13 protein-coding genes are annotated in these 15456 nt (G+C 38.6%); 6 read left to right on the top strand and 7 right to left on the bottom strand.

The genetic code is table 11. The annotated features are described in order from the left end of the window. Positions 1-67: 67 nt before the first annotated feature. Together IEX65_RS15085 and hemA are read right to left on the bottom strand one after the other, a co-directional pair. Positions 68-1513, bottom strand: coding sequence for a Gfo/Idh/MocA family protein (locus tag IEX65_RS15085; RefSeq protein ID WP_188766912.1), 1446 nt, complete (start codon positions 1511-1513; stop codon positions 68-70). Between the two features lie 165 nt (positions 1514-1678). After that, the gene (gene hemA, locus IEX65_RS15080) at positions 1679-2935 is read right to left on the bottom strand and encodes a glutamyl-tRNA reductase (RefSeq protein WP_188766911.1); all 1257 of its coding nucleotides are present in this window, start codon (positions 2933-2935) and stop codon (positions 1679-1681) included. Positions 2936-3438: 503 nt separating this feature from the next. On the opposite strand from hemA, the gene IEX65_RS15075 reads away from it, so the two are divergent. Continuing rightward, positions 3439-4641: a sensor histidine kinase gene (locus tag IEX65_RS15075; protein ID WP_188766910.1), complete on the top strand. Its 1203-nt coding sequence runs from the start codon at positions 3439-3441 to the stop codon at positions 4639-4641. 72 nt (positions 4642-4713) lie between these two features. Here the strand turns inward: IEX65_RS15075 and IEX65_RS15070 are convergent, their stop codons facing one another. Further along, positions 4714-5928, bottom strand: a complete 1215-nt coding sequence (locus IEX65_RS15070) for an acyl-CoA dehydrogenase family protein (protein ID WP_188766909.1) — start codon at positions 5926-5928, stop codon at positions 4714-4716. 184 nt (positions 5929-6112) lie between these two features. Here IEX65_RS15070 and IEX65_RS15065 point away from each other — a divergent pair, with 184 nt between their 5' ends. The 4 genes from IEX65_RS15065 (at position 6113) to IEX65_RS15050 (ending at position 10064) form a co-directional block, all read left to right on the top strand. Further along, positions 6113-7507 carry a POTRA domain-containing protein gene (locus IEX65_RS15065; RefSeq protein WP_188766908.1) on the top strand — a complete coding sequence of 465 codons (1395 nt, stop codon included), beginning with the start codon at positions 6113-6115 and terminating at the stop codon, positions 7505-7507. A gap of 122 nt (positions 7508-7629) precedes the next feature. Then, positions 7630-8106, top strand: a complete 477-nt coding sequence (locus IEX65_RS15060) for a hypothetical protein (RefSeq protein WP_188766907.1) — start codon at positions 7630-7632, stop codon at positions 8104-8106. Between the two features lie 188 nt (positions 8107-8294). Next, positions 8295-9044, top strand: a complete 750-nt coding sequence (locus tag IEX65_RS28185) for a hypothetical protein (protein WP_308424966.1) — start codon at positions 8295-8297, stop codon at positions 9042-9044. A 135-nt stretch (positions 9045-9179) separates the two neighbouring features. Then, positions 9180-10064, top strand: a complete 885-nt coding sequence (locus IEX65_RS15050) for a tetratricopeptide repeat protein (protein WP_188766906.1) — start codon at positions 9180-9182, stop codon at positions 10062-10064. Positions 10065-10069: 5 nt separating this feature from the next. Here IEX65_RS15050 and IEX65_RS15045 read toward each other — a convergent pair whose 3' ends face one another. The 4 genes from IEX65_RS15045 to gldB form a co-directional block, all read right to left on the bottom strand. Next, the gene (locus tag IEX65_RS15045) at positions 10070-10981 is read right to left on the bottom strand and encodes an EamA family transporter (protein WP_188766905.1); all 912 of its coding nucleotides are present in this window, start codon (positions 10979-10981) and stop codon (positions 10070-10072) included. A gap of 93 nt (positions 10982-11074) precedes the next feature. After that, a complete protein-coding gene (locus tag IEX65_RS15040) occupies positions 11075-11491 on the bottom strand; it encodes a Fur family transcriptional regulator (protein ID WP_188766904.1) in 417 nt (138 codons plus the stop codon). Positions 11492-11503: 12 nt separating this feature from the next. Further along, the gene (locus IEX65_RS15035; RefSeq protein WP_188766903.1) at positions 11504-13405 is read right to left on the bottom strand and encodes an ABC transporter ATP-binding protein; all 1902 of its coding nucleotides are present in this window, start codon (positions 13403-13405) and stop codon (positions 11504-11506) included. A gap of 81 nt (positions 13406-13486) precedes the next feature. After that, the gene (gldB, locus tag IEX65_RS15030; RefSeq protein WP_188766902.1) at positions 13487-14485 is read right to left on the bottom strand and encodes a gliding motility lipoprotein GldB; all 999 of its coding nucleotides are present in this window, start codon (positions 14483-14485) and stop codon (positions 13487-13489) included. A 155-nt stretch (positions 14486-14640) separates the two neighbouring features. Between gldB and IEX65_RS15025 the strand changes: the two genes are divergently transcribed. Beyond that, positions 14641-15426, top strand: a complete 786-nt coding sequence (locus IEX65_RS15025; RefSeq protein ID WP_188766901.1) for a hypothetical protein — start codon at positions 14641-14643, stop codon at positions 15424-15426. Positions 15427-15456: the final 30 nt, after the last annotated feature.

Raw genomic sequence — 15456 nt, 5'->3', positions numbered from 1 at the left:
TACTACTATTTAGAAAAAAGTAATTTTAACCTTTTAAATCTTGTATCGCTTTTTTAGGACGTGACAATTAAATCCAACCACCCGCACGATATTCTCGTTTTACGAAGGCATTAGCTTCATCAAAATTGGTAATTTTCATATTTTTGCCATCCCATAAGAGTTTCTTCCTGCCAATAAATTTATTTTTAGCATCTCGCATCAAAAACGAACGAACGGCCAAATTTCCCATCAAAACGGTTTCGGTCAAAGGCCCAGATTGGTCGAATGACGAACTGGTATAGGTGCCAAAACCAGCTTTGCAGGCTTTTATCCATTGTTGTTGATGGCCATTTACACCGCCTTCAACATTAGGGCGTTTAGGTGCTGGTAGCTTAACGGCAGCTAATTGGCCATTGATATATACTTTAGGATTTTCTCCAAAAATTTCGCAGGCAATTACGCCTTTTGTTCCGATAAACATTACGCCACCGTCGATATTGGCAAAAACTTTGTCATAATCACAGCCTTCGGGAAGCTTCGGACGAATACCGCCGTCATTCCAAGTAAGATTGATTTCTTTGAAGTTTTTACTTGTTGGATTCGGAAACTTGAGGTGAATAGAGGCTGATGGCGGACAAACATCATCGAAAAATGCTTCTTTGAAGAAATCGGCATAGACTTGTCCAACCGAGCATTCAACCGAAGTAGGATAACCCAAATTCAAAGCACGGAAAGGAACATCCATGAAGTGGCAACCCATATCGCCCAAAGCTCCCGTGCCGAAATCCCAATATCCACGCCAACGGAATGGCATATAAGCCTCGTGATAATCTCGCATTGGGGCAGTGCCGAGCCACAAATTCCAGTCAACTTCGTTCGGGATTGGCTGTTTTTCGCCTTTATCTTTGGGCGATTTCACTCCTTGTGGCCACACTGGTCTATTTGTCCAAACTTCAACATTATAAATTTCGCCAATAATACCACTTTGTACCATCGTTTCGGTGATACGAGTACCATTGCTACTACTTCCTTGGTTGCCCATTTGCGTGACAACTTTATACTTGGCCGTTGCTTCGGTTAATTGTCGAGCCTCCCAAATATCGTGTGTGAGCGGTTTTTCTACGTAAACGTGCTTGTTTAACTGAATCGCCGACATCGCAATCGGGTAGTGCATGTGGTCGGGCGTAGTCACGATTACGGCATCAATATTTTTGCCCTCCGATTCCAACATTTTTCGGTAATCTCGGAAATACGGAGCATTTGGGAATTTTGCCCGAAACTTGGCCGATTGTCTATCATCGACATCGCAAAGAGCTACGATATTATCAGAACCATTGTTATAGGCCTGCGGAATATTGAAGTCGGCTTTTCCGCCACAGCCAACGGCCGCAATATTGAGTTTATCGCTCGGTGCTACGAAGCCCTTACCCAACACATGGCGAGGCACAATCATAAAGCCTGCGGAAGCTAAAGCACTACTTTTAAGGAAATTACGGCGTGAGTTTTGTTGTTTTTTGTCGTGAGAGTTGTTCATGCTGATAGAAGGTTGAATTTTTTACGAAATGTAGAGAAAAATTGGGGAGGAAAAAAGTGGTCAACAAAAAAGGCGTAATTTCTATGGAAATTACGCCTTTTCAATATCTTGTAGCACAAGTTGGAAACTTGTGTTTGTCGATTAACAATTTAGAAAATTGTTTTACTACACCGTTTGTTTTTCTAAATTGAATAAATCGTTTAATACATCAATCAAAGTTTCAGCTTCGCCACGTTTGCAGGCTGCTTTTAGTTGAATCACTGGCAATTTGATAATTTTTTGCATCATACTTGCCGTAATTTTCTCCATTTTCTCTGCTTCTTCCACCGAAAGTTCTTTCACGAAACGAGCCATTTCTTCTTTTCTGATTTGTTCCAAAGCCCCTTTCAATTTCTGAATCGTTGGCGAAACAATCATTTCTTGCGACCAATTATTAAACTCACCAATTGCATCGCTGATAATATCTAATACCTGCGGAATCGCTTCCATGCGACGTTGAAGAGCCTCATTGGCACGACGTTGGATTTCATCCAAATTATAGGCAACCACGCCCGCAACTTCCTCAATATCAGTTGCTATGCTATTTGGCACTGAAAGGTCAATCAAATATTTTACGGCAAGCGTTTTATTTTTGAGAGTTTCTTTAGTGATAATCGGAGACTCGCAGCGTACAGATGAAATAATTATATCAGCATCTAAAATATTCTGATTAACGAATTGATAATCAGCTACTTCAAACCCAAGTTCGTTGGCAAGTTTTTGTGCTTTTTCTAAAGTACGGTTTGTAATCGTGATGTTTTTATAACCTTTATCAGCCAAAGTACGACATACATCTTCACCGATTTCGCCCAAACCAACTACCAAAACTTTCGGATTGCTCAAAAGCGGCAAGAAAGTTTCCATCACTTCTACGGTTGCATAAGAAGTAGAGGCCGCTCCATCACGGAACGATGTTTCTTGGACTACTTTTTTGTTGGTAAAGAAAATAGTGTGAAGCAAACGATGTAAAAACGGTCCAGCCATTTGTACATCGGCCGCCCATTGGTAAGCGTGTTTTACTTGATTCGGAATCTGCAAGTCGCCTACAACTTGTGAGTGCAAGCCCATCGAAACCTCAAACAAATATCTTACGGCTTCGTTATGCTCGTCAATTACATCAAAATATGGAAGAACTTCGGTCGAATTAAGTACTTTTTGGCTGGCAATTAAACGAATAATTGACTCGCCTAAATTATTTTCTGAAACGTAATAAACCTCAGTACGATTACAAGTAGAAAGCACAAGCACCTCCGACACATCAAACGATTCACGAATCTTTAGCATCAATGCTTTTGATTCTTCTTCGTTAAGTGCAATTTGTCCTCTTAGCTGTAAAGAGGCTTTTTTATGCGAAATCGTTATTGCTTTAAATAGTCCGTGCATCTTTTCTAAAATAGTTTGCAAATTTACGCTCAGAATCGTATATGATTGATATGATTTCTATCAGTTTTTTTAATTTAGAATTATTCTAAATTATGACTGGTCTTACTACCGTTTAATCTATGAAAAATACAAAAATACTGGTACGGTTTTTAATCTAAATTTAATATGCGGATTCAGTATTTAGGAAGCTTGAAATACACTAACGAAAAATCTACAATCATTGTATTTAGTACCCTAAAAAACTGTTGAGCAGCATCTTACCGATATATTATAGATACGTAATTTCATGGCTAAATGTTTCCCAAAGCAGTATTTTTCTGTTTGAATATATCTACGATAAATGGAGAAGAAAAGTTTGATATAGAAAATAAAAGTGCAAACTAAAAGTTAATTATAAAACAAGGAGACGATATTTGAACTATTATTATACTGATTGTATAAACATGATTTTTATCATAAAAAGCCTTCGCACCACTATTTTAGCATTTTCAAATTAATTTTTTATGGCAAAAAGAGAAGTTTTTGTAAATATTTATGAGCAAATAACGGGTTGGAGATTTACTGCGATTGCGGTTTTGCTGGTAATTGGTGCTGGGGTATTGTATTATTTCAATCAATTGGCTCAACAAGTTGAGGAGCGAGAAAAGAAATACGCTACCTTATATGCTGCAAGTATAAAGTTTTTTATCGAAATGAGTTTAGAAAGCACTTGTGACTATACGTTTGTACAGGAGGTATTAGAAGCTAATGAAACTATTCCAGCAGTGGTTGTACAAAATGGTGTGCCGATTAATAATATCAATATTCCAGAATTTAGAGATACAACTCGCACATGGAAGCCAAAAGAACAAGAAACTATTTTATATACCAAAATCTCAGAAATGGCAAATGAGCATCCACCGATTGAGTTTTCGATTGGAAAAGATAAAGTTTCGCTGTATTATAGTAACTCGGTGGTAGCTAAGCAATTACGATATTTTCCCTATATTCTACTGGGTACATTCTTGATTTTCGGTTCGTTGGCGTTTATCGCTTATAGTTCTTCTCGCAAGGCTGAGCAAAATAGAGTTTGGGTAGGTTTGGCCAAGGAAACGGCTCATCAACTCGGTACACCAATTTCGGCTCTGATGGCTTGGGTTGAGGTACTTCGCTCAAATCCTGACTTTGATGCCAGTATTGGTGATGAAATGGAAAAAGATGTAAAACGTCTGGAAACTATCACAACTCGTTTCTCAAATATTGGTTCGGTGCCGCAGATGAGTGAAGAGCAAATTTCGCCGTTAGTTCAACAGACACTTAGTTATTTAGAGAGAAGGATTTCGACAAAAGTAAGAGTGCATTTCGATAGCCAAGTATCAGATAATGTGAAAGTTAGTCTAAATAAACACTTGCTTGAATGGGTGGTGGAAAACTTGTGCAAAAACGCCGTTGATGCGATGGAAGGAAGAGGAGAATTGTTTGTGACGATTATGCCAACGGCAAAGAAAACAATTGCAATTGACATAAGAGATACAGGAAAAGGAATCTCGAAAATGAACTTGCGGAAGGTTTTTAAACCTGGTTTTAGTACCAAAAAACGTGGTTGGGGTTTGGGACTTACGCTGGCAAAACGTATCATCGAAAATTATCACGAAGGCAAACTCTTTGTGAAAGATACACAAGTAGATAAAGGAACAACCTTTAGGATTTTATTAGATACAGTATAAAGAAAAAGAAGTTCGGTCGGTGGTTGAGCGTAGTCGAAACCACCGACCAAATCTCTTTTTAAGGCGAAAAGATTACTTTTTGCGAGTATCAAGCCCATATCCTTTCAAAATTCCACGAGCCAGAGCAGTTTTGTGTACTTCGTCTGCTCCATCGTAGATTCGAGCGGCACGTTCGTGGGCGTACCAGTACGATAGCAAAATATCACTCGTCATGCCCAATGCACCGTGCGTTTGAATAGCTCGGTCAATTACTCTGAGCATCATATTAGCCGTGAAAAATTTTATCATCGAAATCTCGTCACGGACAGTTGCAGCACCTTGCTCGTCAATATTTTTGGCTGTACGAAGCACCAAAAGACGTGCAGCATCAATTTCGGCTCTACTTTCGGCAATAAATCCTTGAATAAATTGCATTTCGCCCAACATTACACCTTCGGCCATTTCTCTTGATGCAGCATATCGGCACATCAAATCAAAGCTACGCTCAGCAATACCAATAAAACGCATACAATGATGAATGCGACCTGGCCCGAGGCGTTCTTGTGCCAATAAAAAACCTGCACCTTCCATACCTATCAAATTAGCTTGTGGCACTCGCACGTTTTCATAAATTACTTCGGCATGGCTCGCCCAACTATCGCCCGCATGACCCATGATTGGAATATTTCTTATGAATTTAAAACCTTCGGTATCGAGCGGTACTAAAATCTGGCTTGCACGCTTATGCGGAGCTGCATCAGGGTTTGTTACGGCCATCACTACCGCAAAAGCTGCTCCATCGGCCGAAGATGTAAACCATTTATGGCCGTTGATGATGTAGTCGTCGCCATCTTTTACGGCCGTTGTTCCCATTCGAGTAGGGTTTGAGCCAGCAAATTCGGGTTCGGTCATCGAGAAACAACTTCTGATTTCACCGTCCATCAAAGGCTTCAAATATTTATCTTTTAAATGCTTAGGAGCATATTTGTGCATCAATTCGGTATTACCGATGTCGGGAGCTTGCGTATTAAACACAAAATGCCCGAAAGGCGAACTTGCCAGCACTTCGCTGATTTGTCCAAATTCGCATAAGGTCAGTCCAAGACCCCCGTCTTCTTCGGGTAGGTGCAAGCCCCAAAGCCCTGCTTTTTTTACTAAAGCTCTTTTTTCTTGCAAAATTGGCTCGACAAACGAGAAGTTATGAGCGAGGTTTTCGGTAGTTTCGAGCGGATATAATTCAGTTTCTACAAAAGCCTTTATTTTTGGCAATAAGTCTTTCAGTTTGTCGGTTATAAATAGAGTTTCCATTATTAGTGGTTTTTCGGGTCGCCGAAGCGGTTGAGTCCATAAATATTTCTTAAAGTTAGTTTTACAATCTTGATGGTACAATTTTTTAGCATATTTCTTGAAAAATAGTTTAGATTTAGTGTTTCCTACATCATCAAAACTTCGTATATTGCTTTAAAACACCATTATTTATAGCCGACCGTTAATGACCCAACGCTTATCTCTTATTTGTTTACTTTTACTGCAAATTGCTCATTATCAAACTTTTGCCGAAGATGTCGTGGTTGTGCGTCAGGTGAAAATTATAGGAAATATCCGTACGAAAGAGAAGATTATTTTTCGAGATATGGCTATAAAAGCAGGTGATACGCTACAAAAAGCTAAGCTAACCGATGTCTTAGAAGCCGACCGCAAGAAGATTTTTAATACTAATCTATTTGTTACGGTCAAGGTTAGTTCGGAAGACATTGATAATCAGCAAATTGATGTGATTGTAGAGGTAAAAGAGAGGCTTTATTTAGTCGTTTTACCTGTTTTTTATTTGGCCGACCGAAATTTCAATGAATGGTGGTATGAACGTGGACATGATTTGAAGCGAACGATTTATGGCATTTATGGTCGTCATTCTAATCTGACTGGCAACAACGACCAACTAAAAATCAGAGCCGAAATTGGCTTTATTCCTAACTTCGAAATTGCTTACAGTACGCCTTATCTCGACAAAACCCTCCAAACAACTTTTTCGGTTGGTGCTTTTTATGGGATTAATAAAACGATGGTGTATCGAACGTGGCAAGATAAATTTCAGTTTCTCGAAAGCGAAAAACGACAGCGTGAACGCCTCAATTTTTATGCGGTGCTTGCTCGCCGAACAGGATTTTTTCAGAATCAATACCTGCAAATTACTTATAACAAAACTCAAATTGCCGATACTATTGCTCGACTTAACCCTAATTATTTTCTCAATGGACGCACCCAACAGAAATATTTCTTGATTAGCTATTCTTATGTGTTTGACCGTCGAGATAATCGCCAATATGCCCTCAAAGGCTATCGGCTAAGCTTTGATGCCATTAAGTATGGACTTTCTGCACGAGACGATATCAACCAATTTAGTTTAAGTGGAACAGTTAGCCAATATTTTCCCCTACACCGAAACTTTTATGGAAATTATAGTCTAAGAGCTAAGGCATCTTTTCCACAAAAACAACCCTTTTTACAAACTCAAGGGCTGGGCTATCGCAACGACTTAGTTCGGGGCTACGAACTCTATGTAATTGATGGCCAAAGTTATGGTTTGTTAAAGACAAATCTGAAGTACCAAATGTTTGATAAAATCTTTGATTTGAGCCGTTATTTGAAGGTAAAACAGTTCAATGCCTTACCCGTGGCAGCGTATATTAATACGTTTTTTGATGTTGGATACGTAAAAAATAATTTTCCTGAGTTAAATAATACTAAATTTGCAAATAAATGGTTAGTTGGTGGAGGAATCGGGCTTGATGTAGTGACGTGGTACAATGTAGTAGGTCGCCTCAATTATTCGCTTAATGGTGCAGGCGAAAAAAGGCTGTTTTTTAATCTCTCACGAGAGTTCTGATACCACTCACTAAAATTATGTTTTTTCACTCTATACATTTCATTCAAAAAAATATGAAAATTTGTTTTTTAATCTTATCTTTGTTAATAATTGCGTGCAGTAACCCAAAAAAAACAGAAACAGTGGAAGTTTTAAACCCTCCCTCTCCTCAAACGGCTACATCGAGTAACGTTCAAAAATTGCTACGTACCATCATGGGTACGGGCGAAGGTCTCCTCCGGGGCATCCAATTTGGTGATGCTATTGCAGATGTAAAGAAAAAAGAAAAAGCTGAGTTATTTGAAGAAGTAGAAGACCACGTTGGTTATTCTTTTGACACAGATAATCTTGAGACTGTCGATATTCTTTACGAAAAAGACAAGCAAAATCGTGTATCGGGCATAGAATTGGATATTTATATGAATACCGATTCGTCGAACGATAGTCTTAAAAATGAATTGACAAAACAATTTACCACACTCTACGGTAAACCTTTGAGCAATACTGAAATTCCGACTTGGGAAATAAAACCTAATGGAAAGGTAAGCATCAAAGTAGTAAAAAATAAATTGGATAGAGGCTTAGAGGTTAGATATATTCAATCTCAGAAAGTCATCTAATCAGACATTAATTTTAGTTTCAAACGCTTGGTAAACTGTTTTCGGTTTATCGAGCGTTTTTTGCTTTTAGTGACTGATAAATAATATATTAAATAATAAAAACACTATTACTTCAAAATTGGCATAAATCTTGATAGCCCTTGACTAAAAGGCTGTTCTTCTAACCAATAACCAGCCTAACCCATATCATGGAAATCAAGAGAAAAATTACCCTCGGTATAATGCTGATGGGCTATTTAGCATTATGTAGTTGTGAAGGCCCCGAAGGCCCACAAGGAGTAAAAGGCGACCAAGGCCCACAAGGTGTACAAGGTCCAAAAGGAGATACAGGAGCAACGGGTGCTACTGGAGCCACAGGGGCAACGGGAGCGACAGGCCCAGCGGGTCCACAAGGGGCTACGGGTGCAACTGGAGCCACAGGAGCAACTGGGGCGACAGGTCCAGCGGGTCCACAAGGTCCAAAAGGAGATACAGGAGCAACGGGTGCTACTGGAGCCACAGGAGCGACAGGTCCACAAGGCCCAAAAGGTGACCCTGGAACGACCAATGTTATTTATTCTGATTGGTTTACCCCTGCATTTGTTGATTGGCAAAAAGTTACCGAAAAGAGCTATTTATATAGTATCATTGAAGCAAAAGTTACCCAAGAAATTATAGATAAAGGTGTTGTTTTAGCATATAGCCGTCAGGTTTCAAGTGGACCAGCCTACTTATTGCCGTTGATGTTGGAGACGAATTCGGGTTTAACAAACTATAATGTAGTAGCGGCGTTAGGAAAAATAAACATTACTTTTTCTGAATTACTGGATATTCAAGGAAAGCCAGCAACTGGATTACAGTATCGTTACATAATTATTCCTGGCGGAGTAAAAACACGAGCAAATATTGATTATACAAACTTTGATGAAGTGGCAAAAGCCTTCGGAATTCCGAAATAAACATCTGGTTTTTAAAATACTTTAAATTTGTCTGGAAACTAATTGTAAAATCGACGCCCAAAAGGCGTCTTTTTTGTTAAATTCACAATTCAGTGTATCCGATAAACGTTTGATAGTCATAATACTCTGTTAGTAATGAAAATTCTACTATATATTAAGTGCCTTTTTTTAGTATTACCTTTTGCCGGTTTTGCACAAAGATGCAATCATGCTAATCAAATACAAAGTCTTTATAGTCAATTAGCTGCGAATGGTTTCGATACCCAAAAGCCAATTGCTTATCACTATTTTTTTATCGACTCAAATGAGCAAGACCTCAATCAGTTGAAAGATGTATTACTGAAACAGAACTACAAATATGTACGGACCACAAAAAATGCAGGGAAATATCAGCTTGAAGTAGAGAAAAATGAGGCACACAATGCAAGTTCAGCTACTCAGAAAGGTAAATCTTTAAACGAATTGACCAAAGCCAATAATGTGGAAACGTTTGATGGATTTGAGATATTCTCCGAAGAAACCATTACAGAAGATGATAATTTAGGAACTTTTAAGCAACAAATCGAAAGAATACCCACAGCTGAGTTATACAAAAAGGCTCTGGAATTGTATGATAAAAATGAAGATGCCAAAGCATTGATAGCATTTGACCGCTGTATTAAGCAAAACATCAATCTTGAAACCAGTTATTACAAACGAGCCAACTGTAAAACAGCACTCGGTCGCTCGCAAGAAGCCATTGCTGATTTAGAAAACGTCCTTCGATTGAATCCTCAACATTACGAAGCAAATTTTAACCTCGGAGGTTTATATTTTGATGCCAAAAACTATGATAAAGCTTCGGTTTTTTATCAGAAAGCGGTCACGATAAACCCCAAGAGTGATATTGGTTTTTATAGATTGGCCGAAACTTACCAACAAATGGGAATGAAAAATGCAGCCCTACAAAATTGCCAAAAGGCTTTGCAGATAAATCCTAATAATGAATATGCAAAGAAATTAATAGCCGCTTTGAAATAAAACTGCTATTGCATATCTATTTCTTTAGGAGGTCTTTTTCTACCCAAAGTCATCATTACTACACCCGCTAAAATAATAGCTGACGCCAACATTGAGCGAGAGGTAAGACGCTCATCTAAGAAAATCCAACCTAAAAAAATAGCCACTACTGGGTTTACGTAAGCATAGGTTGCTGTAAGCTGCGGCGGAGCATGATTTATCAGCCAAACGTAGGCCGTATAGCCCACATAAGAACCAATAAATATTAAATAAATCATCGCCAGATATGTTTCGGTAGTCATATTCTGAAAAGATTGAAGTTGGTCTTTCTCAAAAGCGATACTCATTGTCAAAGAAAAACATCCTCCAACTACCATCTGAATAGCCGTTGATTGTAGCGAATTAGGTAATACTAAATAAGGAGATTTAAGCGAGCCAAAAGCCCAAGCGATTGAACCAAGAAAAACAATCAAGGCAGCCAAAACAGGCACTTCTTGTTGGCCTATTTGCTGAGAAGGATTGAGCAAAACTGCCATTCCGACCAAGCCCAGCACCAAACCGATTGTTCCGATAACCGTAGGTTTTGCATTGCTGAAAAACAAAAAATCAAGCAAAATCATCCAAGCGGGTAATGTAGCTACCAAAAGTGCGACCAAACCCGAAGGCATCTTCATGAGTGCATACGCCACGGCACAATTGCCAACACCACTCAAAAGCACGCCAATAAAAGCAGCATTTCGAGTTTCTTGTAGTGTGGGCATTCCTTGCCCTCTGAGTAATGTAAAAGCAAATAGAAGCGAGCCGCCAATCAGAAATCGAGTGCATGAAATAAGCATCGGAGGCAAAGTATGAAGAGCAACCTTGACACCTAAGTAAGTTGACCCCCAAACTATGTAAACAATTCCGAGTGCAATATATATTTTTGTTTTTTCTGACATTTAGGGATTGGAAATTGGTTACTGGAAAATTAGAGAACACAGGTTATTGGCTATTGAGACATTAACCAGTAACTAATAACCGATAACCAGTAACTAAACACAAGCAGGACAAGTGCCTTGTACGAGCATATTTACTTCAGTACGCTTGTATCCTTCTGGCAAATTAATAGTAGGAATATGCACACTTTCAATGCAAGTTGTGTTTCCACAAACTAAGCACTTAAAATGTACATGGTCATGGTGATGATTCTCGTGGCTACATTCCGACACTCGGCACAAAGCGTATTTTGTACCACCTTCATCGTCTAAGACCTTATGAACAATGCCTTTTTCAACAAAAGTTTTGAGTGTACGATAGATTGTCACACGGTCGAAGCGTTGCCCAAACAGTGCTTCCAAATCTCCATGCGAAAGTGCGTGATTATTATTTTGGAAAGACTGCAATATGTCTGCCCGACAGCCAGTGTGTCGTAAATCATATTCTTTAAGCGTATCTTTAGAAGGATTCATATCTGTCAACGTTTATTCGACCAGCAAATTTACGTTATCAAACTGTAATTTTACCAAGTTTGCGTAAATTCCTTCTTCTTTCAAAATCAATTCATCGTGTTTGCCCGACTCCGCTATTTCTCCATCTTTCAAAACATAAATTGTATCAACGTTTCTAATCGTAGCCAACCTATGAGCAATGATGATAGTCGTGCGGTCTTTCATGAGCTCATCAAGAGCATCTTGTACTAATTTTTCTGATTCAGAATCTAAAGCACTGGTAGCTTCATCAAGAATCAAAATAGAAGGGTCTTTCAGAATCGCACGGGCAATTGCTATACGTTGGCGTTGTCCGCCCGAAAGTTTCACACCACGCTCGCCCACAACTGTCTCAAATTTATCGGGGAAAGATTCTATAAACTCCAAAGCATTTGCTTTTCGGGCTGCTTCCAGCACTTCCTGACGAGTAGCATTCGGTTTTCCGTAAGCAATGTTTTCGTAGATGGTTCCACCAAAAAGCATTACTTCTTGTGGCACAATCGCAATATTGCTGCGAAGTTCGGTTACATCTTGTGTCGCAATGTTTTGTCCGTCAATAGTAATTTTACCTTTTGTAAGCGGGTAAAGTTTCATCAAAAGCTGTACAATCGTTGATTTCCCTGCACCGCTATGGCCTACAATGGCTATTTTTTCACCCGATTTGATTGAAAGCGATAATTCTTTCAGAATCGTTACATCAGGGCGAGAAGGATATGCAAAACCAACTTTGTCAAATACGATATTGCCATCGGCTTTCTTGAAAACTGGCGTTTTGCTTACATCAACTTCTGATTCTTCGTCTAAAATTTCTAAAATTCGCTCAGAAGCTCCGACCGTACGTTGAATTTGAGCGTACATATCGCCCAATCCTCCAACCGAACCACCAATAAAGCCAGTATAAAGAATAAATGTGAATAAATCTTGAAAAGCCAACTCACCCGAAAGCACCAAGTTTCCACCGTACCACACAACTCCTACAACACCACCAAACAAAACAGAAATAATAAATGAAATGAAACCACCTCTGAATGTCGCCGCTTTGAGAGCGTAATCAACTACTCGTTGGATAGAAATACCGTAGCGATTTACTTCCAAGCGTTCGTTGGTAAATGCTTTCACAACATTGACCGATTGAAGGGTTTCTTCAACAATGATATTTGTTTGAGCCAATTCATCTTGTACTTTCTTTGAGTTTTTTCTGATAAATCGCCCGAATACAATGGCCGCAATTACCAAAAACGGAAAAGTAGAAAGCATGAAGAGTGTCAGTTTGCCCGAAAGCATCGTGATTAGAATTACGCCACCCACAAGGGTAAAAATCTGGCGGAAAAGCTCAGCAAGTGTAATTGAGAGTACATCTTGAAGTTGCGTAACATCTGATGTGATGCGACTCATGAGTTCGCCAACTCGACTTTTTTCAAAAAACGAAATCGGTAAGGTAATAATTTTTGTATAAAGTTCTTGGCGTAAATCACGCATCGAACGCTCCGAAACTCTCGTAAAAGTATAAACTCTCAGAAAAGAAAAGGCCGCTTGCATGATAAGCAAAGCCACAAAAAGAAATGTTACTTCGTTGAGCGTAAGATTATTGGATGAGCTAAAAATACCTTGAAACTTCTCGATACCAATGTTGCCACCCATCATATTTGGCGTTTGAAGAGCCGCCGATGGATTTTTTGGAGAAACAATCGCCCCAACCATTTGTCCCATCAGCAAAGGCACACTCATAGAGGTTATTTGCGACAAAACCAAGAAAATAAAACCAATGGCAAAAGTGCCTTTATAGGGCAATGTAAATCTAAAAATCTTTAATGCTTTCTTAAAACCTTCTTTTGTTACCTTTTTTTTATCAGCTTCTGATACACCCGCTCCAAAACTACTACTTCTTTTTGCCATGATTATTTACCTTACAATGGTCGTTAAAATATGCTATTCAATGTCTAAAACTGCTCATTTCCAATTAGAAGATTGCTAAAGTCAATCTTCTAATTGTCCTTTATATTTCGATTTCTCGAAAATATCACGAGCATTTGAGTTTTTCATCAAATCAATTAACGAAATTGAAGGGTTTTCGGTTCGGTAACGGCTCACAATTCGCCAGCCAAGCCATTGACCAATACGTCCTGGACAGTCACTTCCGATTTCAAAAACCTTTGGACGGTCACCGAGATATTTATCTTTAATGCGGTCATTGGTTTCGTAGAGTACTTTGTTATCAATAAAATGTCCCCAAACTAAATCTTGTGAATTCCAAGTTTTAGTCATATTCGAGTCGGCGTAAGCAATCACGAGCGAGTCGGCCACATCCGGAAGCATCGCACGAGTAAATTCATAGCTTTTGCCATAATAAATCATGTCGCTCAGAAGTGTATGGTCATTTGGGTCAATGGCATTATATTTCTTAGATAGAATTGTCAGTATTGAAGGTACGATGTATGGTTTATCGAATCGTTGCAAAAGATAAAGCGGATATTGCGGGCGATACTTTGCTTTTGGCCCTAAGAAAGTTTCGAGCGGAATTACAATCATATCATCCGAAACCATCAATTCTAAATCAAGTGCCGTAAAAGTTGTGATGATTTGAGGCTCTTTAAAGTCGGGATAGTAATATTTTATATGCTTGAAAGCGGTTTCTAATTGGCTTTTCAAATCAGTCAAATTCCCGAAAGACTTTTTAGTATCTTCGTAAAACGCCTGTGTATCTGGGTTATTATGAATCAAAAATAGTCGGTTTATCAGAGTAGTGTCTTCGGGCGAGGTCTGATAGAATTGATTAACAAATTTGGTGTTTTTCGATAAAAAATCTTTGATTTGCTCTTTGGTCTTTAGTTGCATCATTGTCTCGTCAAACCTCTGAATATCAACCTTTACCGATATATTTGATGTGTCGATAGTTTCGGAGTTTTGGCATGAAACTAACGAAAAAAAGCCGATTATTAAGCCAACAGCAACAAAGCAAACGAAGCGTAATTTCATAAATAGTTAAATATTTTTTTAAAAAACGCACAAAAATAGATAAATATTTGCCCCGAATCATCTAATTTTGTAAGATTGTAATTCAAACACAAATTTGCAGGAGGCTTGATTGCTAAAATCAGGTAAATTATAAAACCCTTAATTAACCACTTAAAATGTTTCATGTAAACTTTTCGGCTAAGTCTTTTGTCAATAAGATGCTGGTACTCAGCGTTTGTTTTTGTTCGTTTCAAGCTCTTGCACAAAAAAATGTTCAGAAAGGTGGAAATCGGGTAGATGCTCTGATTCAGAGAAACCGTAAACTTACCAATGAGATAAATGCCTTAAATCAGTTGATTATCAAACAAAGTAATCAGATACTTTCGCAAGAAGGCATAACTAATTATTATAAATCAGTTCTGAAGAGTTCGAGAGATTCTACGGCTACGGTTTCGAGTGCTTACACCGAATATAAGCAAAAAACTGATGCCGAGTTAGCTTCCCTCAAGATTGCGTTTGCTGACTCAATGGAGCTTTTCAGAGAATTCAGAAAACAAGCTCTTAAAGATAAAAACCGAGTTGTAAAAGATACAAACGTTGTGAGAGTTTATACGATGCCATACGACCAAGTGCGTGTGCGTGTTCTCCGCAAAATCTTAGATGAAGGTATTGGTTTAGTAATTGAGCGTAATACTGACGAAGGTTTTTTAGTGTCGAAGGTATTCAAAGACCGTAAGACCAAAGGACTTTTCAAGAAAACCATCGAAACTCGTGTTGACTGTGATATTAAAATGGTACAACATCCATACGAAGACAATAAGACGTTGTTCTATGCTTCGACGAGGGTTCAGGAGAAGTCAAGGAAAGATAGCCAGTTTATCGAATTAACTGATAATAAAGTAATTAAAGATTATCAGAAAAAACTTTTGAAATTCTTTGATGATTTTTTAGTAGGAAATTGAGCAAATTGCAATTCGAGAATAAGCTGATAG

This window comes from Emticicia aquatilis (assembly GCF_014644295.1).
GTDB classification, from domain to species: domain Bacteria; phylum Bacteroidota; class Bacteroidia; order Cytophagales; family Spirosomataceae; genus Emticicia; species Emticicia aquatilis.
Note: the sequence above shows the minus strand (reverse complement) of the source record. Positions and strands in the feature narration are given on the sequence as shown.